General features: G+C 59.7%; 23 protein-coding genes. All 23 read right to left on the reverse strand.

Translation table 11 applies throughout. The annotated features are described in order from the left end of the window. The 23 genes from K0F88_RS16115 to rfbF all read right to left on the reverse strand — a co-directional run bounded on the left by K0F88_RS16115 (position 1) and on the right by rfbF (position 24,382). On the reverse strand, positions 1–1,206 hold the full coding sequence (locus K0F88_RS16115; protein ID WP_219095699.1) for a PAS domain-containing sensor histidine kinase: 1,206 nt from the start codon (positions 1,204–1,206) through the stop codon (positions 1–3). Positions 1,207–1,334: 128 nt separating this feature from the next. Continuing rightward, on the reverse strand, positions 1,335–2,810 hold the full coding sequence (locus tag K0F88_RS16120) for a sigma-54 dependent transcriptional regulator (RefSeq protein ID WP_150712167.1): 1,476 nt from the start codon (positions 2,808–2,810) through the stop codon (positions 1,335–1,337). Between the two features lie 173 nt (positions 2,811–2,983). Further along, positions 2,984–3,280 carry a flagellar protein FliT gene (locus K0F88_RS16125; protein ID WP_094471225.1) on the reverse strand — a complete coding sequence of 99 codons (297 nt, stop codon included), beginning with the start codon at positions 3,278–3,280 and terminating at the stop codon, positions 2,984–2,986. A gap of 10 nt (positions 3,281–3,290) precedes the next feature. Further along, complete coding sequence (fliS, locus tag K0F88_RS16130) at positions 3,291–3,686, reverse strand: flagellar export chaperone FliS (protein ID WP_094471224.1); 396 nt, start codon at positions 3,684–3,686, stop codon at positions 3,291–3,293. 128 nt (positions 3,687–3,814) lie between these two features. Beyond that, positions 3,815–5,218, reverse strand: a complete 1,404-nt coding sequence (gene fliD / locus K0F88_RS16135) for a flagellar filament capping protein FliD (protein WP_219095687.1) — start codon at positions 5,216–5,218, stop codon at positions 3,815–3,817. Between the two features lie 82 nt (positions 5,219–5,300). Beyond that, positions 5,301–5,666, reverse strand: coding sequence for a flagellar protein FlaG (locus K0F88_RS16140; RefSeq protein ID WP_094471222.1), 366 nt, complete (start codon positions 5,664–5,666; stop codon positions 5,301–5,303). A 74-nt stretch (positions 5,667–5,740) separates the two neighbouring features. Beyond that, a complete protein-coding gene (locus tag K0F88_RS16145; RefSeq protein ID WP_219095688.1) occupies positions 5,741–6,592 on the reverse strand; it encodes a flagellin domain-containing protein in 852 nt (283 codons plus the stop codon). A gap of 253 nt (positions 6,593–6,845) precedes the next feature. After that, entirely contained in the window at positions 6,846–7,115 is a 270-nt protein-coding gene (locus K0F88_RS16150) for a hypothetical protein (protein ID WP_094471220.1), read from the reverse strand. Further along, on the reverse strand, positions 7,112–8,404 hold the full coding sequence (locus K0F88_RS16155; RefSeq protein WP_094471219.1) for a motility associated factor glycosyltransferase family protein: 1,293 nt from the start codon (positions 8,402–8,404) through the stop codon (positions 7,112–7,114). The genes K0F88_RS16150 and K0F88_RS16155 overlap by 4 nt, the downstream gene beginning before the upstream one ends. A 96-nt stretch (positions 8,405–8,500) precedes the next feature. Next, a complete protein-coding gene (locus K0F88_RS16160) occupies positions 8,501–9,427 on the reverse strand; it encodes a ketoacyl-ACP synthase III (protein ID WP_219095689.1) in 927 nt (308 codons plus the stop codon). 228 nt (positions 9,428–9,655) lie between these two features. Beyond that, entirely contained in the window at positions 9,656–10,708 is a 1,053-nt protein-coding gene (pseI, locus tag K0F88_RS16165; protein ID WP_094471217.1) for a pseudaminic acid synthase, read from the reverse strand. Continuing rightward, the gene (pseG, locus tag K0F88_RS16170; protein ID WP_094471216.1) at positions 10,701–12,206 is read right to left on the reverse strand and encodes a UDP-2,4-diacetamido-2,4,6-trideoxy-beta-L-altropyranose hydrolase; all 1,506 of its coding nucleotides are present in this window, start codon (positions 12,204–12,206) and stop codon (positions 10,701–10,703) included. Before pseG ends, pseI begins: the two co-directional genes overlap by 8 nt. Beyond that, positions 12,203–12,898: a pseudaminic acid cytidylyltransferase gene (gene pseF / locus K0F88_RS16175; RefSeq protein WP_094471215.1), complete on the reverse strand. Its 696-nt coding sequence runs from the start codon at positions 12,896–12,898 to the stop codon at positions 12,203–12,205. Before pseF ends, pseG begins: the two co-directional genes overlap by 4 nt. 21 nt (positions 12,899–12,919) lie before the next feature. Continuing rightward, positions 12,920–14,083, reverse strand: coding sequence for a UDP-4-amino-4,6-dideoxy-N-acetyl-beta-L-altrosamine transaminase (gene pseC / locus K0F88_RS16180; RefSeq protein WP_219095690.1), 1,164 nt, complete (start codon positions 14,081–14,083; stop codon positions 12,920–12,922). After that, positions 14,080–15,081: a UDP-N-acetylglucosamine 4,6-dehydratase (inverting) gene (gene pseB, locus K0F88_RS16185; protein ID WP_219095691.1), complete on the reverse strand. Its 1,002-nt coding sequence runs from the start codon at positions 15,079–15,081 to the stop codon at positions 14,080–14,082. Before pseB ends, pseC begins: the two co-directional genes overlap by 4 nt. Positions 15,082–15,110: 29 nt before the next feature. Next, entirely contained in the window at positions 15,111–18,044 is a 2,934-nt protein-coding gene (locus K0F88_RS16190; RefSeq protein ID WP_219095692.1) for a TIGR00180 family glycosyltransferase, read from the reverse strand. A gap of 51 nt (positions 18,045–18,095) precedes the next feature. Beyond that, positions 18,096–18,833, reverse strand: coding sequence for a cephalosporin hydroxylase family protein (locus tag K0F88_RS16195; protein ID WP_094471212.1), 738 nt, complete (start codon positions 18,831–18,833; stop codon positions 18,096–18,098). A 17-nt stretch (positions 18,834–18,850) separates the two neighbouring features. Continuing rightward, on the reverse strand, positions 18,851–19,921 hold the full coding sequence (locus K0F88_RS16200) for a class I SAM-dependent methyltransferase (RefSeq protein WP_094471211.1): 1,071 nt from the start codon (positions 19,919–19,921) through the stop codon (positions 18,851–18,853). Beyond that, on the reverse strand, positions 19,911–20,768 hold the full coding sequence (locus tag K0F88_RS16205; RefSeq protein WP_094471210.1) for an NAD(P)-dependent oxidoreductase: 858 nt from the start codon (positions 20,766–20,768) through the stop codon (positions 19,911–19,913). The genes K0F88_RS16200 and K0F88_RS16205 overlap by 11 nt, the downstream gene beginning before the upstream one ends. Then, positions 20,765–21,991 carry a class I SAM-dependent methyltransferase gene (locus K0F88_RS16210; protein ID WP_094471209.1) on the reverse strand — a complete coding sequence of 409 codons (1,227 nt, stop codon included), beginning with the start codon at positions 21,989–21,991 and terminating at the stop codon, positions 20,765–20,767. Before K0F88_RS16210 ends, K0F88_RS16205 begins: the two co-directional genes overlap by 4 nt. Then, entirely contained in the window at positions 21,988–22,548 is a 561-nt protein-coding gene (locus K0F88_RS16215; protein WP_094471208.1) for a dTDP-4-dehydrorhamnose 3,5-epimerase family protein, read from the reverse strand. Before K0F88_RS16215 ends, K0F88_RS16210 begins: the two co-directional genes overlap by 4 nt. Continuing rightward, positions 22,545–23,627 carry a CDP-glucose 4,6-dehydratase gene (rfbG, locus tag K0F88_RS16220; protein ID WP_094471207.1) on the reverse strand — a complete coding sequence of 361 codons (1,083 nt, stop codon included), beginning with the start codon at positions 23,625–23,627 and terminating at the stop codon, positions 22,545–22,547. The genes K0F88_RS16215 and rfbG overlap by 4 nt, the downstream gene beginning before the upstream one ends. After that, on the reverse strand, positions 23,609–24,382 hold the full coding sequence (gene rfbF / locus K0F88_RS16225) for a glucose-1-phosphate cytidylyltransferase (RefSeq protein ID WP_094471206.1): 774 nt from the start codon (positions 24,380–24,382) through the stop codon (positions 23,609–23,611). Before rfbF ends, rfbG begins: the two co-directional genes overlap by 19 nt. Positions 24,383–24,710 lie beyond the last annotated feature (328 nt).

Here is a 24,710-nt window from a genome sequence, read left to right on the forward strand (position 1 = left end):
TCACTCCGCTCCCTGAGCGCTGGGCTGTTCACCGGAAAAAAGCGGCAGGATGACCTGCGCGCAGGTGCCACGACCCGGCCGCGAACGCAACTGCAATTCTCCCTGATGAGCACGGGCCACGGCCTTGACCACGGTCAGGCCCAAGCCAGTCCCAGTGGTTTTAGTGGTGAAAAACGGCTCACCCAGGCGTGCCAGAACTTTGCCGTCGATGCCGCTGCCGCTGTCACTGACGCACACGCGCAGGTTGTTTCCCCTGGCATAGAAATGCACTTTCAAGCGGACAGCACCGGCACTGGCCTGAATAGCGTTCTCGATCAGATTGAGGATCGCGCCGATCAGGGTGTCGCGATTGCACAGCAGCTCACCGGCATGACTGTCGCACTGCCAGCGAATCGGCAGGTCCTGAACATGAGTCAGCGACGCCGATTGCAGGGACTGCATCAATTGCTTGGGCGTGACGCGGTCGGTCAACGGCAGCTCGCCGCGCGCGAACACCAACATGTCACGAACCTGATGCTCCAGCTCATGCAATCGCTCTTTCAGGCGCCCGGCAAAACGTTGCTGCGTGGCGACCGGCAATTCCTGTTCAGTCAAATGACTGGCGTAGAGCAAGGCGGCGGACAACGGTGTACGAATCTGATGGGCCAGCGAGGCGACCATTCGCCCAAGAGACGACAGGCGTTCGTGGCGAGCCAGTTGATCTTGTAGATGACGGGTTTCAGTCAGGTCGTTGAGCAACACCAACTGCCCAGGCTCGGCATCCAGCGAGCGAGTGGCGATCGACAGACGCCGACCGTCCTTGAGGGAGATTTCGTGACCGTCGTCTTCGCGGGGGGCAAAGCAGCGGGCAATGACATGGCGCCAGAGCTCGCCTTCGAGGGGCAGACCAAGCAACTCGCAGGCCGCCGGGTTGGCTTCACGCACAATGCCCTGGGCATCGATGACGATGACGCCGCCCGGCAACAGATCGAGGAGGTTTTGCAGACGGTTGGCCAGGCGTTCCTTTTCCGCCAGCTCTTGCATGCGCTGAGCGCTGACTACCGCCAGCTCACCCTTGAGCTCGGTGACCCGGGCTTCCAGCATGCTATAGGAGTCGGTCAACTGGCTCGACATCTGGTTGAACAGCGAGAACGCCTGCTCAAGGCCAAGCCGGCTTGCCTGCTCTACGGACGACGGTTGCCCCGAAGCGTCAGGGACAGGAGACATCTGGGCGGCTTGGGGCATCGTGCTCTCTCGCTAGGCTGACCGTCAGTTAAACGGAACGTTGCGAGGGATGTAGCAATACCCGTGCCTAAAAAAAACCGCCTACAAATGAACGACTTGAAAAACAGGCGTCAATCATCCGCCTGTTCATCACCGTCGCGACGGCTCATGCCGTACTTGCGCATCTTTTCCACCAGTGTGGTGCGACGAATACGCAGGCGTTCTGCGGCACGCGCCACGATGCCATTGGCATCATCCAGCGCCTGCTGAATCAAGCCCTGCTCCAGACCACCGAGGTAGTCTTTGAGGTCCAGGCCTTCCGGCGGCAGCATGGCGTTGGCGGTGAAGTCCGGGGTATGACCGTTGATGGCCACCCGCTCTTCAAGATCGCTGCGCAGGCTGTCGACCAGTTGCTCGTCTTCATCATCGACATAGCGGAATTTCTTCGGCAGTTCGACCACGCCGATCACCCCGTAGGGATGCATGATCGCCATGCGTTCCACCAGGTTGGCGAGTTCGCGAACATTGCCCGGCCAACCGTGACGGCACAGCGACATGATCGCCGCCGAGTTGAAGCGGATCGAACCGCGCTTCTCGTGCTCCATGCGCGAGATCAACTCGTTCATCAGCAACGGGATGTCTTCGACACGTTCGCGCAGCGGGGCCATCTCGATCGGGAACACGTTCAGGCGGTAGTACAAGTCTTCGCGGAAGGTGCCGATCTCGATCATGCTCTCGAGATTCTTGTGAGTCGCTGCAATGATGCGCACGTCGACGCTCTGGGTCTTGTTGCTGCCCACGCGCTCGAAGGTGCGCTCCTGCAACACGCGCAGTAACTTGACCTGCATCGGCAGCGGCATGTCGCCGATTTCGTCGAGAAACAGGGTGCCGCCGTTGGCCAACTCAAAACGCCCGGCGCGGCTGGTGATCGCCCCGGTGAAAGCACCCTTCTCATGGCCGAACAATTCGCTTTCCAGCAACTCGGCCGGGATCGCCCCGCAGTTGACCGGAACGAACGGCGCGTCACGACGCTTGGAGTGGTAATGCAGGTTGCGCGCGACCACTTCCTTGCCGGTGCCGGACTCACCAAGGATCAACACGCTGGCGTCGGTGTCGGCCACTTGCTGCATCATCTGACGGACGTGTTGAATCGCCCGGCTGGTGCCGACAAGGCTGCGGAAAAGATTGGGTTCGCGATGACGACCGCGCTCGCGGGCCTGGTCATACATCTCGCGATAGACCTGGGCACGGTGCAGCGAGTCGAGCAATTTGCTGTAGCTGGGTGGCATTTCCAGGGTCGAAAGCACTCGGCGACGCTGGTCTTCGGGCAAGTCAACGGAAGAATTATCACCCATTAACAAAACCGGAAGGAACTCATCCCAGGTTGCGAGTGTCTTTAACAAGCCCGGAAGTGCGCCAGGAGCATTGACCGTCCCGATGAGGACACAGATCACTTCACGACTTGATGACAAAGAGCCGACAGCCTGCTGCCAGTCATGGCTACCGCAGGGTAAATTTTCTTCACCGAGAAAATTTAAAATCACCGCCAAATCGCGGCGGCGGACGCTATCGTCATCAATCAGCAGAATTTTGGTTTCACGCCACATGCAATAGCAACTTCCCTAGTCAACTCAATGCCCAAAATGATGGGGCAAGCTAGACGCTTGCAGACACGTTATGCCTGTAGACGCCTGAAATCTGGAACCAGCCACTAGTTAAGTCAAAAAACCGTGCACAGTCAAATTTATGGCGCACTATGTTTGGATTAACTGAGGATTAATTAACCAAACAGATGGTAAACCTTTGCCGCGCTCTGTGCTTGATGGATCTGCGACATCTCGTCGACTATAGCTTGCCGCTCCCCCGTCGCGGCTTCCAGAAGCTGCTTGTATACCCCCAGCAACTCCTCAAGATTATCGCGCAGAGCAGCTTCGTCCACCGAAGCCTCACTCAAGACGTCTTCCATGCACGAACGACACGCCAGGTCCAACTCACCGATGGCCTCCCAGTTTCGCTCGGCCAATGCGCCGACCAGGGCTTCGCGGGTGTGCTCGATTCGCTGCAATACAAGACTCATGGTGATCTCCTTAAAACTGCGGGCCCGGCGCGGCAATAGCATCCCAACCGTCTTTGACTGTTCGAAGCAAATCAGCGACTTCGTCGAGAATTGCAGGATCGGTCTTGATGTTGGCCTCGGCCAGACGCTTCATCATGTAGGTGTACAGGTTGTCCAGTTCACCTACGGTTTCGACGGAGTTCTCAAGGTCCAGACCTTCACGCAAACCACCAATGATGCCGATGGCCTTGCCGATCAGTACGCCCTTGTTCGGAATGTCTTTGCGTTCCATCGCGCCCTTTGCCTGGGCGATACGGTCAAGCCCGCCTTCCATCAGCATCTGAACCAGACGATGCGGGCTGGCTTCGGAAGTTTGCGCTTGAGCGCCAATCTTCTTGTATTGGCGAAGGGCTAACATTGGATTCATGTTGTACCTCATCAAAATTGTGTAGTTCGTCTAACCAGTGTATCGACGACGCGTCAAAAAACTTTAGATTCAAATGAAAAAAGCCCGGAGCGCTTGAAAACGCTGCCGGGCTTTTGGCGTTGTGCGTGTTACGAGTTCTTCTGCTGCGCAGTCATCGCCTCAAACATCGAAGTAATGTTGCTGGCGGTCGCCTTCAACTTGCCAACGAGTGTATCCATGTCGTTGTACTTTTTGGTCAGCACAGCGGTCAGGTTCTCGATCCGGCGGTCCAGGGCTCCTTGGTCTTCGGCCAGTTTGGTTTTGGCCTTATTCAGGCTGGAGGTGCGGGTATCCAGAATTCCGCCGGTATCGGTGTATGGCTTGATCACATTGTTCATGCGCTCGAGCAGACCGTTGGTTCCGGTAAACAGGGTCTGAACCTCGCCACCGAGCTTCTTGTCATTCATGGCTGCGGTGAACTTGGCGGAGTCGAAGTTCAGTGCGCCGGTTTTCTGGTCAGTGTTGATCCCCAATTGCGAGAGCACAGTCAGCTTGTCGCCGGCACCGGCCGCGGTCAAGGGGCCACGCATGGCAGCCAGAATCGCGCGCGGCATCGCATCACCGGTCAGCGCGGCCGGGACGGTCGGCTTGCCATCGTCGTCCAGGGACGGCTTGGTCAAGGACGTCACTGCGTTGGCCACTGCGTTGTAGGCGTCGACAAACTTCTGGATCGAAGCCTTGAGGCCATCGTTGTTGCCTGCGACGGTTACGGTGGTGGTGTCCTTGGACAGCAAGGTCATCGACAACCCGGAAACATTACTCACGGTGTTGGAAGGACTGCTCATGGCCAAGCCATCGACGCTGTAGAGCGCATCCACAGGCAATTCGCCGATGGCACCCGAAGAAGTCGCAGTCGGCGTTGCCGCCATTTTCACGGTACCGTCCATATCCAGGCCGGCAATACCGCTGACCTTGAGCTCGGATCCGGCACCCGTGGTGCTGGAACCCAACACCAGACGCGAACCGAAACTGTCGGTCACGATGTTGGCACTGAGGCCACTGGACTGGTACGAAGTGTTGATGGAGTCACGAACCTGTTGCAGGGTGGCGCCCGCCGCAACGTTAACGGTATAGGACTTGCTACCCTGATTGATCGTCAATGTGCCTGACGCGACCGGGCTGGTTGCCCCACCGGCGAAGGCAGCACTGGCCACTTTCGAGCTGGTTGCCAATTGAGTGACGGCGACGGTGTAAGTGCCGGCGACCGCTGAGTTATTTGCGGTGGCGGTAACCACTTTGGCGTTGGCGGTGGTCGCTGCAAAACCCGTGAACTGAGGGGATGTCGCGCTACCCAGATCCTTGAGCGCCGTCTGGAATGTGGCCAGCAGCGACTTCAAGGTACCGACCCCGGAAATACTCGCCGAGTTGGTGGCGGTCCCACGGTCGATCTGACCTTGTTTGGCCGCTTTGTCAGCGTTCACCAAGGCTTTGACGATAGCACCGGTATCAAGACCTGAACCTAAACCCGTGCCCGGTAAAATTGGACTTGCCATGTGTAACTCCCTTCAGTGTGTCGCCGGCCTTTTGACCACTACAACGCCCAAAAGAACATAGCAACAAAATTCGTGCCAGTTATCAGGCTTTAGCGCTGAACAACAGGCTGCTTGCATCATTCAAACTATTCGCCAGTTTCAGGACTTCTTCGTTGGGGATCTGACGGACCACCTCACCGGATTCACTGGCAATGACTTTCACAACAACCTGACCTGAAGGCTCATCAATCGAGAACTCCAGATTGCGCTTGACCGACTGAACGAACTTTTCAATTTCTTGAACAGCCATTTTCAGTTTGTCCTGCTCGGTTTGTGCGCTCTTGCGCACCTCCTTGACGTCGACCACTTTCGCGGGCTCCGCTCGAGGCTTTTCCGCTGGTTTGTCGACAACCGTGGTCGCCTGCTTCGCCGCCGGATAAGACAAGTTCAGCTTCACGCTCATATCCATGTCCATCACCTCCAAAAGTAAAAAAGCGAGAGGGCACGACCAGCGCACACCCCTCGCCAAAACTCAATCAGCTATTACTGAAGCAGTTTCAGTACAGCGGATGGCAGTTGGTTGGCCTGAGCCAGAACTGCGGTGGAAGCTTGTTGCAGAGTTTGTTGCTTGGTCAGCTGGGCAGTTTCAGAAGCGAAGTCGGTATCTTGTACGCGACCACGAGCAGCTTCAGCGTTCTCGTTGATGTTTTGCAGGTTGGAGATGGTGCTGGTCAGACGGTTTTGTGCAGCACCGAGGTCAGCACGGCTGGCGTTGATTGTTGCCAGAGCCGCGTCGATACGGGTCACAGCAGCGGTGAACGAAGCTTGAGCGGTAGCCGAGCTGTTACCAGTGATTTGCAGGGTAGCCGAACCAACGGACAAGGTTGCAGCGTCGAAGCCGCTGGCCAGAGTCAGAGTGATCTGGTTGGAAGCACCGCTGTTGGCACCAACCTGGAAGGTCATGGTGCCGGCGGTGCCGTCGATCAGGTTTTTGCCGTTCAGGTTGGTCGACTGGGCGATACGAGTCACTTCGTCCGACAGCGCCATGAACTCTTTGTTCAGAGCGACGCGGTCTGCAGTGCCGTTCGAGTCGGTACGTGCCTGGATTGCCAGTTCACGCATACGCTGCAGAATGTTGGTCGATTCCTGCATCGCGCCTTCAGCGGTCTGAGCGATCGAGATACCGTCGTTGGCGTTTTTGATCGCCATGTTCTGACCGCGGATTTGCGAGGTCATACGGGTAGCGATCTGCAGGCCGGCGGCGTCGTCTTTAGCGCTGTTGATTTTCAGGCCGGAAGACAGACGAGACATCGAAGTCGACAGAGCGTCGGAAGCGCGGTTGAGGTTCTTTTGAACGTTCAACGACGTGACGTTAGTGTTTACTGTTAAAGCCATGACGAATTCCTCGTTGGTTGGGTACTGCGGCTTCCGGCCCTGGCAACCGCCGGGTATGGCCTAGAGAACCTTCGTAATAGTTATCGTCGCCAATGCAACTTGCTTTAGGGGATTTTCAAAATTATTTGCCATCACGTTGCCACCCCCCGCAAATCAAGGGGTTGGCGACGATCCGACAGCGAAAAAATGACGTCAGCGAAATGTCGGCGACAGGTTAGCGAGGACTCGCCGGCACCGACAGAGGGGAAATTGCTTAAATGGACAGCGTGTTATTCAGCAACTGGACCAGTTCATATTCCAGGCAATCGGCCAGAGCGAGCCAGTCCTGCGCTTCCTGACACGCGAACATCTGGCCGAGCACAAACGACCACTGCTGCTGAGCCTCCTGCGGCTTCGAATCGAACGCCGGGTGGACCGCACCGGCCAACTCGATCATCGCCAGCCCGGCTTCGACATCACGCCCCAGGCGAAACAAGGCTGCACAGTGCTGCGCATCGGCAACGAAGGTTTCAAGCGCGCTCACGATGCAAACTCCGGATGAAAAACCGTGCCGGCGATCATTGCCCCTGCCCGGCTGCTGTTATAGAAGCGCACCTTTGGATGGCCCGCGATAAAACGCTCCAGTTCACACAGGTAACTGCGGAAGTTGAGCTGAGTCTTGATGCGCTGGCCGTGACCGTCCAGCACCCAGTGCTTGGCGGCGCCCAATTGCGGCCCCAGATCGCCATCACTCCATCCCGCGTGGGTCTTGTCGCCCGGGAACGCGAAGTCGGCGCCGAACAGCGTGACTTGCGCCGCGCCCATCTTCACCGCCAGGTCTGCCGCCGGATGAATTACGCTGCCACCGACGTACAACTCGCCCCGGGGCAGTTGCCGACGCAACTGCTGATAGATCGGGCTCGCGGAGTAACCGGCATAACGCGCCCCCTGCCAGGCCTCGAGCACCGCTGGATCAAGCATGGGCATGTACACCAGCGTGATGTCGGACGTGCCTTCAGCCGGCAGGTGCCGGTCCGAGATGCGCTGGTCAATGCTGACGACAATGTCGGGACGAATGCCGTGCTTGAGCAGCGGACGATAGGCCGTATCGACGCAGATGAACAACGGTCGTGCGGCTTCATTGCGAATCGCGCGCAAGGTCGCAAAGTGCTGTTCCAGGCTCGGACCGGTGGCGATGACAAACACCTCCCGCCCCGGCTGTGAACCGAACAACTCGGCCACATCGCGATCGCCCTCCACCCACTTGAGACTGACCTGCAAGCGCTCCACGATGTCAGGCGACTGCGGATCGAACTCACGATTATTGAAGGTCAGATGGATTTCACTGATCAGGCGATCACGGATCTTCGCGCTGAAATCGTCGGCCAGTACCAGCTCGGAAGGCAGTGCAAAAAACGGTAGCTGGATTTCCCTTAGGTCACCGGCATACAACAGCTCGACCCGCGGATCGCTGAGCCACGGCTGTTGATCGAGCAGTTGCAGCACCAAGGCAAACACGGCACCGTTGAGGATGTGCACGTACAAGCGCTCAAGACCGGCGCGTTGCAGCAACTCCATTTGCAGATCGCCCAGCCCGGTGCCGTAGACATGCACCACCGGACTGTCGACCGGCAAGCTGTCGGCCTGAAGCGCAGCCTCGCGGCTGCGGTCATGGCGGCTGGTGAGCTGAATGCCGTTGATGCTCAACGTCGAACCCAGACCTTCCACCAGGTCAGCCTGCAATTGGCTCGTGTTTTCAATCAGCAAACGCACCGCCAACGCTGGCCAGCGGTGCTCGATGACCTTGACGTTGTGCTCAAAGAACTCGCTCATGGCGCCTCGCAGTTTGTTCGGGCAAAAAAATAGCGCTCAAGATTACACCTTGAGCGCTTTTTTTGTGTCTGGCTTTCTTTGACTAAGACGCCTTGTTCAAGGGCGGTAGAGGATCGCCGAGCCCCAGGACAGGCCAACGCCGAAACCGCTCAGCGCAACGCGCTTCCAGTCGGAGTCCAGCACGTGCTTTTCCAGAAGCAACGGAATGCTCGAGGACACGGTGTTGCCAGTCTCGACCATGTCCTTGATGAACTTCTCCGGCTCGCCTTCGAAGCGACGCGCCACGGCGTCGACGATTGCTGCGCTGCCCTGGTGAATGCAGAAGGCATCGATATCGGCCGCCGTCAGCTGCGAGTCCTCCAGCAGTTCATGCAAGTGCGCCGGGACTTTGAGCAGCGCAAAGTTGAACACCTGACGACCGTTCATGTAGAACACGCCGTCGGTGACTTTCAAGTGCGGCGCACCGGAACCGTCGGTGCCGAACTTGGCTTTTCCCAGCTGCCATGGCGCGTTTTCGCCCATCCAGGTCGCGGTGGCGGCGTCGCCGAAGAGCATGGTGGTGTTGCGGTCTTCCGGGTCGACGATCTTCGAATACGGGTCGGCGGTGATCAGCAAGCCATTCTTCAGGCCGGCGGCTTCCATGAAGCCCTTGATCGCGTAGATGCCGTAGACGTAGCCGGAGCAGCCCAGGGAAATATCGAACGCCGCCACGGTGGTCGGCAGGCCCAATTTGTCCTGAACGATGGCTGCGGTGTGGGGCAAGCCTTCTTCGTCGCCGTTCTGAGTGACGACAATCAGTACGTCAACGGAATCGCGCTTCAGATCGGGATTGTTGGCAAACAGCGCATTGGCTGCTTCGACACACAGGTCCGAAGTTTCCTGCTCGGCGTCTTTGCGCGGCAGAAAGGCCGAACCGATTTTGCCCAGGATGAACTCTTCATCCTTTTCGAATTTTGCACCTTGTGCGTAATTGTCCACGCCGGCTACAGGAACGTAGCTCGCAATGCTTTTTATGCCAATCATTACGGCTTCCCAATAATAAACAGCCCAATACCACCGCTCGTAATGATTCGAGGGGCGCCGACAAACAGAGAAAAACGTCGCCCCATGGAGGCGACAACGGGAAGAATAAAAGGCTATCACTGGGCCAAACAGAGACCAGGCGCCACCTCCCCGATTAATACAATACAGTGAAGATGCGCGTTATGACTCGCAGGTCACGCTATTTTGCCGAATCAGACCTATAAGGCGTTATTCGACCAATGACCAGTGCAGCGGGGTTCCACGCTTGATGGCGTGGCGGGCGCGGCGTCCCAGAAGGGTTTCAGCGTGTTTGGGCGCCAGCCCCAGTCCAGGACGGATCGCACGCAGATTGGCGACGGTGAACGGCTCGCCGGCCGCCATGTCTTGCGTGACATAGAGCGAGCGTCGGTACACCAAGGACTTGCGCTCGGCCTCGGTTACGCCGTAATGCACCTGGCCCATGGCCTGCCAGGCACGTTCGGTTTCGATCACCAGGCTTTCGAGTTCGGCCGGCTCCAGGGAGAAACTGGCGTCCACACCACCGGCCGAACGGTCGAGGGTGAAGTGTTTTTCCACCACCGTCGCTCCAAGCGCCACGGCCGCCACGGACACGCCGACACCCATGGAGTGATCGGACAGGCCGACTTCGCAGCCAAACAATTCACGCAAATGTGGAATCGTGCGCACATTGCTGTTGGCCGGTGTCGCCGGGTACGTGCTGGTGCATTTGAGCAGCACCAGGTCCTTGCATCCCGCCTCACGGGCAGCGCGCACGGTTTCGTCGAGCTCGGCGATGCTGGCCATGCCGGTGGAGATAATCAATGGCTTGCCGGTGGCCGCGACCCGGCGAATCAGCGGCAGATCGGTGTTTTCGAAACTGGCGATCTTGTAGGCCGGCACATCGAGGCTTTCGAGGAAGTCGACGGCGCTGTCATCAAACGGCGTGGAGAAGGCCAGCATGCCCAGCTCCTTGGCCCGGGCGAAAATCGGCGCGTGCCATTCCCACGGCGTATGCGCTTTCTCGTACAACGCGTACAACGAGGTTCCGGCCCACAGACTCTTGGGGTCCTTGATGAAGAACTCACCTTCGGCCAGGTCCAGGGTCATCGTGTCCGCAGTGTAAGTTTGCAGCTTCAAGGCGTGCGCGCCGGCCTTGGCCGCCGCTTCGACGATTTGCAGCGCCATGTCCAGCGACTGGTTATGGTTGCCACTCATCTCGGCGATGATGAACGGCGGCGCGTCGGCACCGATGGAGCGGTTGCCGATCTTGAAGCTAGCCATTGCTGCGTTCCTTTAATACGCGCGTGAACGCGCAAGCACTCTGAGTAAAACCGGCTTCGCGAAACACCTTCAGCGAAGACTGGTTGTCCGGCAACACCTGGGCGGTGATGGCCGTCAGTTGTGGCCAGTGGGCCGTCACGAACGTCTCGCCGCGGGCCAGCAGCGCCCTGCCCCAGCCCAGGCCGATGCGATCTTCAAACAGATAAATCGAGACTTCGGCTTCAAAACCGCGCACGTCATAACGCAACACCCCCACCGGACCGTCATCGGTTTCGGCGATCAATAGCAAGCGCCGCGCATTATTCAAACTGGCGGCCAGCCAGTGTTGATGCGACGACCATTCAATCGCCCCGGCGTCCAGCGACCAGCGCCGAACCGCCTCGGCGTTGCGTCCGTCGAACAGAAGCTGTGCATCGTCTGCGGTCGCGAGACGGATCTGCAACACCGCACCGGCCAACGCTGCCGCCACCCGCTGCGCGCCCCGACCATCCACCAACTGCCGCGAATGCTCGGCCAGACTCTGGCGTATCCCCTGATTACCCGCGACAAAACCGATGGCCTGGCGCAGCTGTTCAACGCTCACCTGTTCACGAGCGCCCAGGTAGACATGGGCACCCGAGGCCGCCATGACCTCGCCGTTGGCCTGCTGATTGTTCGAGACCGCGATGCAAATCGTCGGCAGCCCCATGGCCGCGCGCTCCCAACTGGTGCCGCCACCGGCGCCGACAAACAGGTCAGCCTCCGTCATCAGTCGGTAGAAGTTGCTGACAAAACTGTGCAACCGCCAGTTCGGCCGAGTCGCCGCCATGGCCTGCATTGAGTCCCAGGCCGGGTTGTCGGCACCGGCAACAAAATCGACTTCCAGCGCGTCGAAATCGGCCATCGCCAACATCGCGTGATGAGTCTGCATCGCCGCATCGAAGCCGCCGAAATTCACCAGCACCCGCTTGGCCTGAGGCCTGATGGGGATCGCCGGGCAGCGGAACTCATCGCGCAGCATCGCGAAACGTGGGCCGAATAACGTCTGGCAGCCGGGCGCGAGCAGCGAGGCATAAGCCGCCGGCGTGCCCGACAAGTTCTGGTTGAGCAGCAGATCGACGGCGTATTGACGGGTGGCAAGGTCATCCACCGCGGCGATCCGTGGCGCCCAGCGCCGGGCCGCCGTCTGCCAGTGATGGTCGAGGCCATAGTGGTCGACGATGATCCAGTCGAACGCCGGATGGTGTTCCAACGCGTGCGCCAGCGCGTCGATGTCCGCCTGCCAGGGCAACATCGATTCGATGCCTTGCTGCGGATCTTCATCGGGATAACGCCCCGGCAGCGCGAAAGTTTCAAAACCTTCGGCCGCCAAACTGTCCAACCGATGACCCGGCAGCAGCCGGCATGCAAAGGCAACATGCGAGCCCTGCTTGCGCAACGTTCTGGCCAGAGGCAACAAGCGAGCGATATGCCCGCTGCCAATGGTCGGCGACGCGTCGGAGCGAATCAGCACTCTCATTGCAGTTCGCCTCCAGCCTTCAGCGCGACGTAAAGGTATTCAGCGCGCTTCCAGTCCTCGAGGGTATCGATGTCCTGCACCAGATGCCGTGGCAGAATCACCGGCAGGCTCGCCGGGGAAAACAACACATCGCCGCGCAACCAGGCCTCGCTGCGCCCCCAGTAGAACTGCCCGGCGTCTTGAAAGGCTTCGGCCAGATCCTGCGAGCGGGTGTTGCGAAACTCCGGGTACAACGACGTCAACGCGCCGTGCTCGTCAAGGGTCAAGGCACGCTGCACGGGAAAGCCGAAACCGGCCACGGAAAATGCGAAGGATTTATCCGCGTGCTGCTCCAGCAATTCAAATCCCTGACGCAGGAACCGCGCCTGCAACAGCGGCGCGGTGGCGTAGAGGCAACAGGCATAGTCGAATGCCGCAAGCTCATTCAAGGCATGGACCATCACCGCCGCCGTGCTGGTGAAATCGTCGGCCAACGACGCCGGACGCATGAACGGCACCTGAGCACCGTGCGCCCGCGCGACCCCGGCGATTTCTTCATCGTCGGTACTGACGACCACCTGATCGAACAGCTGCGAATCCAGCGCCGTACAGATCGAGCGGACGATCATCGGCACGCCATCGAACGGTTTGAGGTTCTTGCGCGGGATTCGCTTGCTGCCGCCCCGGGCCGGGATGATGGCTACGCAGCTCAAGATTCACTCCTGTTCAAGGCACTACTCTTCAAGAAGAAGTCGCCGCAGTTGCTCGATCACATAGTCCTGCTGTTCGTCGCTCAGCAAGGGAAACATCGGCAGGCTGATAGCCTCGTCGTAATAACGCTCGGCTTGCGGAAAATCACCTTCGGCAAAACCCAGGTCGCGATAGTACGGCTGCAAGTGCACCGGAATATAGTGCAGGTTCACACCGACACCCGCCGATCGCAAGCCTTCGAACACTTGTCGATGGCTGAGATTGATGCGATCCGTCTGCAAACGCACCACGTACAAATGCCATGCCGATCCGGCCTCGGGCTGCGCACTGGGCAAGGTCAGCGGCAAGTAGGCCAACAATTGATCATAACGCGCCGCCAGCTCACGACGGCGTTCGATGAAGTGGTCGAGCTTGTTCAGTTGTGACAACCCGAGGGCCGCTTGCAGGTCGGTTATCCGGTAATTGAAACCCAGCTCCACTTGCTGGTAGTACCAGGGACCGTGGCTCGGCTCGGTCATCTGCTGCGGATCGCGGGTCATGCCGTGGCTGCGCAAGCGCTGCAAGCGTTCGGCCAGGTCTGCACGATGGGTCAGGACCATGCCCCCTTCGGCGCTGGTGATGATCTTCACCGGATGAAAACTGAACACCGTCATTGCCGCGAATTCGCAGCACCCCACCGGACGCCCGGCATAGGATGCACCCACCGCGTGGGAGGCGTCTTCGATGACGGTGAAACCATAACGCTCGGCCAGTTCAGCGATCTTGCGCATGTCGCAGCTTTGGCCAGAAAACGCCACGGCCACCAAAACTTTCGGCAGCGTACCGTCACGTTCGGCGGCTTCAAGTTTCGATTCCAGCGCGAAGGCATCGAGGTTCCAGGTCAGCGGATCGATGTCGACGAAATCCACCTCTGCGCCGCAGTAGCGACCGCAATTGGCGGAGGCCAGAAAGGTATTCGGCGTGGTCCACAAACGGTCGCCCGCCGCGAGCCCCGCCGCCAGGCAAGCGATGTGCAGCGCGGCCGTGGCATTGCACACCGCCACCGCGAAATCGGCCTGGCAGCGCTCGGCCATGGCCTGTTCGAAACGTTCGATGGTCGGCCCTTGAGTCAGCCAGTCAGACTGCAATACAGCAACCACCGCATCGATGTCTGCCTGATCGAGACTTTGCCGACCGTATGGAATCATGCCGACAACTCTGCGTGCAGGTCGGCGATTTCGCCCACCGACAGGAAGTGCGGGTTGGTGTCGGAGCGGTACTCGAAGTGTTCACCGACAGGCCGACCCTGCTCGCCCAGGTTGTCGACGGCAAAATCCACGTCGACGCTGGTGAAACGAATCGACGGCTGAATGGTGTAGTGATCGGCGAACTCCAGGGTCATTCGCGCGTCGTCCAGCGGCACCATCAACTCGTGCAGTTTTTCGCCCGGGCGGATGCCGACGTTCTTGTGCGGCAAGTGTTCAGCCATGCCCGACGCCAGATCAACGATGCGGATCGATGGAATCTTCGGCACAAACACTTCACCACCGTGCATGCGGGCGAAGCTGTCGAGCACAAATTGCACACCGTGATCAAGCGTGATCCAGAAGCGCGTCATGCGCTCATCGGTGATGGGCAATTCGGTTGCGCCTTCGGTAATAAGCTTACTGAAGAATGGCACGACCGAACCTCGCGAACCCGCCACGTTTCCGTAGCGGACCACAGCAAATCGGGTCTGCTGTTCGCCGGCAATGTTGTTGGCGGCCACGAACAGTTTGTCTGACAGCAGCTTGGTTGCACCGTACAGGTTGATCGGGCTGGCCGCCTTGTCGGTAGACAGCGCGACGACTTTCTTCACACCGTTATCGATGGCCGCGGCAATGATGTTTTCCGCGCCATTGACGTTGGTACGAATGCATTCGGTGGGGTTGTATTCCGCCGCCGGCACTTGCTTCAGGGCGGCGGCGTGCACCACGTAATCGATACCGCGCATGGCCTGACGCAAACGCTCGCCATCCCGCACATCGCCGAGGAAGTAGCGCATGCACGGCGCATTGAACGTCTGCTGCATCTCGTACTGCTTTAGTTCGTCGCGCGAGAACACTACCACCCGTTTAGGTTGGTATTGCTCCAACAGGCGACGGATGAAATTACGCCCGAAAGAACCGGTACCGCCCGAGATGAAAATCGATTTACCGTTGAACATGCCTTGAGTCCTTTTACCTGTCAGCAGGCTTAAGCAAGCAACTGCGCCCAGTTCACACTGGAAGCATCGCCGAGGGTAAAGCCCTTGCCGGTCAAGGCCAGGTTCTGGTTGTAAGCCGAATCTAGGGCGAAGCGCGCCTGCCACTTGTCTTGCAGGGCCGCGGCGGTCTGCGGCGCGTCAGGCAACAGGCCCGGGTGCAGCATTTGCGCCTGAGGGCACCAGACGATCAAGTAACCGGCGTCGGCGACTTTCAGGCACAGATCGATGTCTGCAAATGCTTCGTCGAAATGCTCTTCGTCCAGGCCGCCGACGGCTTCGTAGAGCTCTTTGCGCACCATCATGCAAGCCCCGGACACCGCCGAGTAGTTCTGTTCCACCTGATGGCCGTTCATGTAGCCTTTGGCATCTTTGCGCTCATCGATAAACACCGAGCCCAACACGCCATTGAGGCCCAGCACCAGACCGGCTTGCGTGGTGACGCCACGAATGTCCATCAGCTTAGCGCCGACAATCCCGACTTCCGGACGCTGAGCCTGATTGAGCAGGCTATCGAGCCAGTTGGAGTTGACCACTTCGACGTCGGCTGACATCAGCACCACGTAGTCGCCCTTGGCTTCACGCACGGCAACGTTATGCAGCGCCGAGGCGCTCAGACGTTTGCCGGTACGCAGGACGCGCAGGCGATCGCCCTTGCCTTCCAGGCTGGCGAGCCAGGTGGCGAGTTCTTCGGACTGGCTGTGGTTATCGGCAATCAGGATTTCATGCGGTTGATAACGGGTGCGTTGCAGCACGCTGACCACGGCACGCTGCAGCGACTCGAAATTGTCCTGGCTGCGCAGGATGATCGACACTTTCGGGCGCTTGGCGTGCTGGTAGTCGATCTGCCAGGTTTGCGGCAGCTCGGAGCTGACCCGGCCACGGTAGCCGCGGGCCGTCAGGGAACGAGTCAGGGTCTGACGCTCGTGGGAGTTTTCCTCGGCAGACGGCGCGTTGCAGATCAGCAGCGGCTCGGCCAGATGTGCCAGGCCACCCAAGCCGCCGTCTTCGATCAGGCGCAGCACCAAATCAAACTCCAGTGCCGACTCGTATTCAGTCGAGTAACCACCGGCTTCGGCCAATACATCACGCTGGATCAGCCAGTGACGAGCCATCAGCGACGGCACGGTTTGCAGCAGATCAAGGTTGACGCCTGGACGGAACACATCGCTCAGGGAACCGTTTTCCTGACGCTGGATTTCGTCCATGGCCACCGCACGCACGCCCTCGGCGCCCAGCAATTCGAGGCTGGCACGCAGCAGACCGCTGGCGGTGAATTGATCACCGGCCTCAGCCAGCACCAGCCAATCGACGGTGGACTGGGCCACACTCTGGTTGATGCGTTCGACGTAGTTGGTGGCGGTGACTTTGACAAAATGCACGGTGTCATGCGGCGTAGTGGTTGCCGGCAAATCACCGGTGGTGAACACCACGAGTTTGAATGCTTTGCAGTGGCCACCGACCAGGCTGTCGAAGGTGGTCTGCAACTTGACCATGTCGGCGTCCAGGTCCAGCAAGAGAATGCCGAATTGCGGACCGCCGTGGTGCTTAGCCAGGTGCGCGGCAATCGACTTGAGCTGTTTGGTATCCGGGTTGCGCGCTTCGAGCCAGTTCAGCAGGCGACCGGACGGCATGTTCTCGAACAACGACTGTTCGTCCTGTTTCGGCACCGACGCCAGGCGCTTGGCCCAGGCTTGCAACCTGACGCCCTCTTCCTCTTCCTCGGTGCCCTGCAACGACTCTGCCAGACGCGCAACCACAGTACGGTTGAACGCATAGAGGCTCAGCGCTTCCCACAAACGGGCACGCAGTGTGCGGTCGTTGTCGTTAGGGTGAACGCGCATCAGCTCATGCTGCTTGAGCAAAATGCCTTCCAGTTCCTGCAACTGCAACTTACCGGCCGGCATGGTGTGCAGGAGGAATTCGAATTCGGTCAGCAGATCGAACACTGGCTGGTTGTAGAACGGCATCTCGACAAACTGTTGCTGACCAAACACACGCACCGGCTCTTTGCCCGCCGCATGCCAGGTCGATGTGAAAATCATTGTCCCCTGCAACGACCGCAGGTTAGTCAGGCAGTCGGCCATGGTGGCGAAACTGTCCAGCGCCACCTGCTTGCCCTCGGCCAGCGTCTTGTGACTCATGCCGGTCGGCAACGAGGCCAGAAACTCGGCAAAGCGCTCGCGGTCGGCAACGGTTTTCGCATCCTTGAGCGTCAACACCGTCAGCACGTTGGTGTTGTGCTCCGAAGCACCGTAAGGGATTTCCCGCACGGCAAACGGGATCGGCAAAATCCGCGCCTTGGCCCGTGCGAGCATGTAATAGGCATGGCCGATTTCCTGCCACTCGAAGCTCGTGTTCGGCAGCAAAGCGTTGTGCCAGTCTTGTAGCAACTCGGTGCGGCTGACCGCGTAGAACGGCGGCAGGAAATGCCCCATGAATTGCGTCAGGCGATCCTCTGCCCGATCCGAGCAGTAATCTTCCGGCCCCTTGCGATCACGACGGAAGTAATTCACTTCCGTGGCACGGGACAGGTACATGATCCCGTAGCCGTGGCACATGCCGTAGTCGACGTTGTCTTCCAGAAACTCCAGCGACTCGGTGACCGCATCGTGCAGCAGGAAATCATCATCGGCCGCCAGCACCATGTACGGCGTGGTGACCTGATTCACACCATAGGCGAGTTTTTCCTGCAACCCGGTGTAGGTGAACTGCGGCAGGTGCCGGTAATCGACCATCGGGTAATCCCGGGTGATGTCGTCGTCGCTTTTGAGCGAAGAATCCAGAACCAGAATCGTGCAGGGATAGCTGCTGTAATACTGCAAGGTACGCCGCAGATAGGCGTTGCGGTTGTGGGAAATCACCACCACCGTCAACCGTTCATTCAGCGGTGCCACATCGTTACGAGCAGTGTTTTGAACGTGCATATCTCTATCCCCACAACCGGCCAAGCGCCGAGAACCCAGATTCAATAATGATTAACGAACGCGACGCAGATAGCCGTCCGGCGCCACGGTGATCAGCAGCTTGTTCTGTAACTGACGGTCGATTTCGAAGTCCGCGTTTTCTTCCAGGTATTTCCACACGGCGGTCTTCGGGTTGTCGCCCGGACCCCATGGACGATCCGGGAAGAAGTCGGCCGGCATGTCTTCAACCACGGTGTCCATGACCACGCAGTAGCTGTCGACCGAGACCAGTGGTGCGTACAGGCGCAGTTCTTCCAGCACGTGGTCGTGGGTATGGTTGGAATCCAGTACCAGAATGACTTTCTTGCCTTCGGCCGCGGCGCGCACTTGTTCGGCGATGGCGGCGTCGATGCTCGAACCTTCGATCATTTTGATGCGCTTGCTCATCGGGTGGCTTTCGATGGCTTCGCGGTTGTGCGGGCGAATGTCGAGGTCGATGCCCAGCACTTCACCGTGGCCTTGCAGTTCCAGCAGGGAGGCGTAGTAGATGATCGAACCGCCGTGGGCGATGCCGCATTCGATCACCAGGTCGGGTTTGACCTGCCAGATGATTTCCTGCATCGCCATCATGTCTTGCGGCAACTGAATGATCGGACGGCCCATCCACGAGAAGTGGTAGCTGTACTTGTGCTTGGCCGACTGGTTGAAGAAATCCTGGGCCAGACCGGTGAGTTTCTGGTCGTCGCCCTGGGCGGCGATTTCTGCCTGGCATTCGGCTTCGAAGGCTGTATTGATGGTGTTGTCAGTCATTTTTCTAATCTCAATAGTCACTGGAACGAAGCGCTGTCGACGGCGTGATAGACGTAGCGTCCATCGGTCATCCGCTTGATCTCTTCGAGGTAGTTGGAGTTCATCACAAACAGGTTGGCGCCTTCGGGCAGAGCGTCCATGGCCTCTTGCGGCGAGGACACCCGCACGCCGCTCAGGGGCAGATACCGCCCCTGTTTGGCCGGGTTGATATCCACCACGCGATCCACCGCCACGCCGGCCCGTTGCAGGAACAGCGAATAGATCACGCCTTTGGACGACGCGCCCCAGATCGCCGAACCTTGCTCGGGGTCGGCCTGGATAATCTGCACCGCACGCTCGAGGCTGCTGGTGAAACCTGGTGGCAACTCAAGGCGCGGCACCGGTTGCTCCGGGGTCAGGCGCAAAGTTGCCAGGTCCGCCACGATGTACAGGTATTGGCCACCGAACAGGTGACCGGCCTCGTGCACCGTGCCGAACATCCGGCGCAGGTCATCGAGGCGAAAATAATTGACGTGCTCGTAGAACAGGTCGAACCAGGCACGGTGTTCCAGGATCCAGTCGAAGCACGGCACTTCGATGTAGATCTGCCCGCCCTGATTGGCGTCGGCCATCTCGGCGAGGAAACTCACCGGGTCCTGAATGTGTTCCAGCACATGGCGCAGCACAATGGCGTCCGCCGCCAGGCCCAGGCCACGGGTGAACGGCGCCTTGATCACATCGGCGTTGCTGCCTTCGTAGGCCGGGTCAATGCCGGTGATGGCGTAGCCCAGGCTTTTCAGCAGCTCGAGAAAGTAGCCTTTGCCGCAGCCGACTTCGATCAGTTCCTGACCCTTGAAGTGACGGGCAATGATGCCTTCGACATCGCTCAGGTGCTTCTGGAACTGGCCCGAGTGCGCCTGTTCGTTCTGGTAGTCAGCGTCGTAGCTGAGCTTGTCGGCATCGAAGGCCTGGTTGAAGATCAACCCGCTCTTTTCGTCCTGCACCAAGACCATGTCGGCGCACGCCGACGCTTTCGCCGACGCTGGGTCGGCAAAGGTACGGTTCTGCAACACCGGCAGGTCGGCGACCCGATACAACTCATGCCTCATGCTCTGCTCCCAGTAGCTGTTGCAAACGGTCCGCCACGCCCCAAAACGCCATTGGCTCGTGGGTCGGGTATGGGTAATGACCGAGGTTCAGGCGGATCGCTGCGCCACGTTCGCGCAGTCGCTGCTCGACCAGCGCCCGGACCGAAACCGGTTGGCCGCTGGAACAATTGATCACGCCGTCGAATTCACGCTGTTGCACGATGGCGGCGAGGTAACCCGCAGCCGTTTCGATGGCCAGGTAATCGCGCAACTGTTCGCCAGCCGACATATTGAAACTGGCGTCACCGGCATCGATGGCCCGGTCCAGCGCCGCCAGCAAACTGTTCGGGTTTTGCCCCTCGCCGTGCAGGTAGAACAACCGCGCCCATTGCAGGGTAAACGGTTGAACCCGCTGCAGACTTTCCAGGAACAGGCGCAGGGTGTTTTTTGCCAAGCCGTAAGGGTTGCCCGGCTGCGGCGCGGTCTGCTCGCTGAGCGGCCCGCTCTGCAAGCCATATTCAAAACAGGTGCCGGTGACCAGCACTTGCGAGACGCCCGCCTCGACCGCGCCCTTGATGAACCGGTAATCGGCCATCAGGTTGTGCTCGAAGTGAAACAGCGCCTGATAGTTCGGCAACCCTGGCCAGGCCAGGTGCGCCAAAGCGTCGATGCCATCGGTCAGCGCGGCGATATCGAGGTCGGCGGCGTGAATATCCGCCGCAACGAATTCCACGGCATTGATCCACGGCAAGTTCGCGGCGGTCTCGGCGTTACGCGCCACGGCGCGGACTTCGCAGCCACAGGCGAGCAAGGCCTCGACCAGATGCCTGCCGACGAACCCGGTCGCCCCGGTGACCAGGACCTTCACAGGACGGTCAACTCAGGCACGGCGATGACAAAGCGGCCGTCCCACTCGCGTACCTGAGCCAGTTGCTGACTGACTTCGTGCAGCAGGTTCCACGGCAGGACCAGGACGTAATCGGGCTTTTCCAGATCGATCTGCGCGGGAGAAACAATCGGGATGCGACTGCCCGGCAGGTACTTGCCCTGCTTGTGCGGGTTGGCGTCGGCGACCCAGGCCAGCAGGTCCGGCTTGACCCCGGCGTAGTTGAGCAAGGTGTTGCCCTTGGCCGCCGCGCCGTAACCGACCACGCGCTTGCCGTCGGCTTTTGCCTGCAACAGGAAACGCAGCAGTTCGTGCTTGATGCGTTCGGCAGCGGGCGCGAGGGTCGCGTAGTACTCCGGGGTTTTCACCCCGGCGGCGAGTTCAGCTTGCAGCTGTTGAGCCACCGCTGGCTGCACGTCGCGGCGCACACCGTCGGCGCGCTGGACAAAGACCCGTAGCGATCCGCCATGGGTGGACAGCTGACTGACGTCGAACACTTCCAGACCGTTGCGCGCGCACAGGGTCTGGACAGCGGTCAGCGACAGATAGGAATAGTGCTCGTGATACAGCGTGTCGAACTGCTGCCCGGCCATCAAGGTCAGCAACTGCGGAAACTCGAACGTCGCCACACCGGTCGGCTTGAGCAATGTCGCGAAACCGCCGAGGAAATCATTGATGTCCGGCACATGGGCCAGCACGTTATTGGCCGCCATCAAGTCGGCGGACCAACCGTCGGCGATCAACTGCGAAGCCGTGTCGCGGCCGAAGAACAGCTCGCGGATCTCCAGACCTTTTTCCCGCGCCGCTTGTGCGGTGCTGCGGGTCGGCTCGACGCCCAGGCATGGGATGCCGCGCCCGGCCACATACTGCAACAGGTAACCGTCGTTGGCCGCAATTTCCACCACGCGGCTGTCGGCGGTCAGGCCGAAACGCTCGACCATCTCGGCAACGTATTTGTCGGCATGGGCCAGCCAGGTGCTGGAGAACGAACTGAAATACGCATACTCGGCGTCGAACAGGCTGTCGGCGCTGGTGTAATCCTCGGTCTGCACCAGCCAGCATTGCTGACACACCGCCACTTTCAGCGGCACCCATTGCTCGGCCTGTTCCAGCTGATCGGCGCGCACATAAGCGTTGGACGGCGGCGAGGTGCCGAGATCGATCAGCGGCAAGGCCAGAGAAGTCCTGCAACCACGGCAGTTCATACACGTACTCCAGCGAAGTGTTCATCGAGCAAGGGATGGCTGGAATCCCGTGCCGACAGATTATTGACAGGCAACGGCCAGGCAATCGCCAGCCGTGGATCATTCACGCTCAAACCACCCTCGTGCACCGGCGTGTAATCAGCGCTGTGCAGGTAGAGCAATTCGGCATCGTCGGTCAGGGTCTGGAAACCATGGGCGAACCCGGCCGGGATCAACAGACTGCGACCGTCGCCGGCCCGCAGGTGTTCGGCGTGCCAGTGCAGGAAGGTCTCGGAATCGGGCCGCAGATCCACCGCCACGTCCCAGACTTCACCACGCAGGCAGGTGATCAGCTTGGCTTCCGGCGCGCTGGCGTTCTGGTAATGCAGACCGCGCACACTGCCGCGTAAACGTGTGCAGGAATGGTTGATCTGACGGATATGAAACGGTTGGCCGAAGGCGCTGAGGCTGCCTTCACAGAACAGCCGCGCAAAGTGCCCGCGATCATCTTCGAAGCGTTTGTGCTGCACACTGAACAGCCCGGCCAGCGGCAATGGTTTCAACAGAAACTCGCTCACAGCGCGCCTCGGTACAGGTTCAACTGGCCCAACGTGACTTCACGCATGTCATCGCCGTTTTGCCACGCCAGGTGCCAGTCGAGGGTCTGGGTCAAACACTGCTGCAACGACCAGCGCGGTTGCCAGGCCAACAGTTGACGGGCGCGGCTGCTGTCCAGGCGCAACAAACCGGCTTCGTGCAAATCACTCGGCTCGATGCGCAAGCCACGGGCTTGCGGCCAGCGGCTGGCGAGCAATTCGACGACTTCGCCGACGCTGCACATGTCCGCTTCGCTCGGGCCGAAGTTCCACGCACCGGCAAATGCCGGACCTTTTTCGTAGAGCCCGGCGGCCAGTTGCAGGTAACCGGCCAGCGGCTCCAGCGCGTGCTGCCAAGGGCGCACGGCTTGCGGGTAGCGCAGGGTCACGGGTTCGTCGGCGGACCAGGCTTTGAGCACATCGGGAATCAAACGCTCTGGTGCAAAATCACCGCCGCCCAAGACGTTGCCGGCACGCGCCGTGGCCAGGGCCAGACCGTGCTCGGCATGCTTCTCGGCCGGGAAGAACGACGCTGCGTAGGACTGCGCCAACAACTCGCAGCAGGCTTTGCTGCTGCTGTAGGGATCGTGTCCACCGAGGGCTTCGTTTTCACGGTACGGCCACAGCCATTCCTGGTTGGCGTAGACCTTGTCGGTGGTCACCAGCACGCAGGCGCGCACGCCGCCGACCTGGCGGATCGCTTCGAGCAGATTGAGGGTGCCCATGACGTTGCTGGAGTAAGTCCCCAGCGGGTCGCGATAACCTTCGCGCACCAGCGGCTGGGCCGCCAGGTGCAGGACAATTTCCGGCTGGGTCTCGGCGATCAGCTCTAGCAGCGCGCCGAGGTCACGCAAGTCGCCGCGCTGATCGTTGATGCCTTCGTGCACCCGCGCCAGCTCGAACAGGCTCGGCTCGGTCGACGGGTCCAGCGAAAAACCGCTGACCTCGGCCCCTAGGCTTTGCAGCCACAACGTCAGCCAGCTGCCTTTGAAACCGGTATGGCCGGTGAGCAGGACCCGCTTGCCGCGCCAGAACTCCGGGCTCAATCCCATTGTTTCCATGGGGCCTCCCCGCTCAGCCACAACTGCTCAAGGTGATTTTTGTCGCGCAAGGTGTCCATCGGATGCCAGAAACCGTCGTGCTGGAAGGCTTGCAGTTGCTGTTCGTTGGCCAACGCAGCCAGCGGCTCGGCTTCCCAGGAGGTTTGATCGTCGGCGATGTAGGGCAGCACTTTGGGCGACAGCACGAAGAAACCGCCATTGATCCAGCCGCCATCACCGCGTGGTTTTTCAATAAAGCCTTTGACGCTGTCTCCGTCGCGCTCCAGGGCGCCGTAACGGCCCGGCGGCTGCACGGCGGTCACGGTCGCGAGCTTGCCGTGGGTCAGGTGGAAGTCCACCAACGCGCCAATGTTGAGGTCCGAGACGCCGTCGCCGTAGGTGAAGCAGAACGCTTCTTCGCCTTCCAGGTAACGGGCGGCGCGGCGCAGGCGGCCACCAGTCATGGTGTCTTCGCCGGTGTCGATCAGGGTCACGCGCCACGGCTCGCTGTAGTTCTGGTGAACGTCCATGCGGTTGTTGCACATGTCGAAGGTGACGTCGGAGGTGTGCAGGAAGTAGTTGGCGAAGAAATCCTTGATCGCGTAGCCCTTGTAGCCAAGGCAGATCACGAAGTCATGAATCCCGTGGGCGGAGTACTGTTTCATAATGTGCCAAAGAATTGGCTTGCCGCCGATTTCGATCATTGGCTTGGGCTTGAGGTGCGACTCTTCGCTGATCCGCGTACCGAGACCACCTGCCAGAATTACTGCCTTCATCGCTGTCCTCTTGCTCTTCGCGCGGCCCTGCCACCCCCGCAAGGGTTGGCGAACCGTCAGATGCACATCATTTACCCGCAGCCACTGGGGCCTTCACGCGTTTTGGGGTGAAGGTTTTATGGCGATATGTGGGGGACTTGCAGGAAGTGAGCCAATTGTCTGGGGTCGGCGACTGGTGGGGTTGGGGGGATTTGTGATTTGTGATTTGTGATTTGTGATTTGTGATTTGTGATTTGTGATTTGTGTACATATCCGTTTCTGCGGTAACGGCGGCTGGCGGTTTCGCTCTTACAGCGAGTCACTTTTGACAAACGCCTCAAAAGTAACC

This window comes from Pseudomonas sp. UMAB-40, from assembly GCF_900095275.1.
In the GTDB taxonomy this organism is placed as follows: domain Bacteria; phylum Pseudomonadota; class Gammaproteobacteria; order Pseudomonadales; family Pseudomonadaceae; genus Aquipseudomonas; species Aquipseudomonas mandelii_B.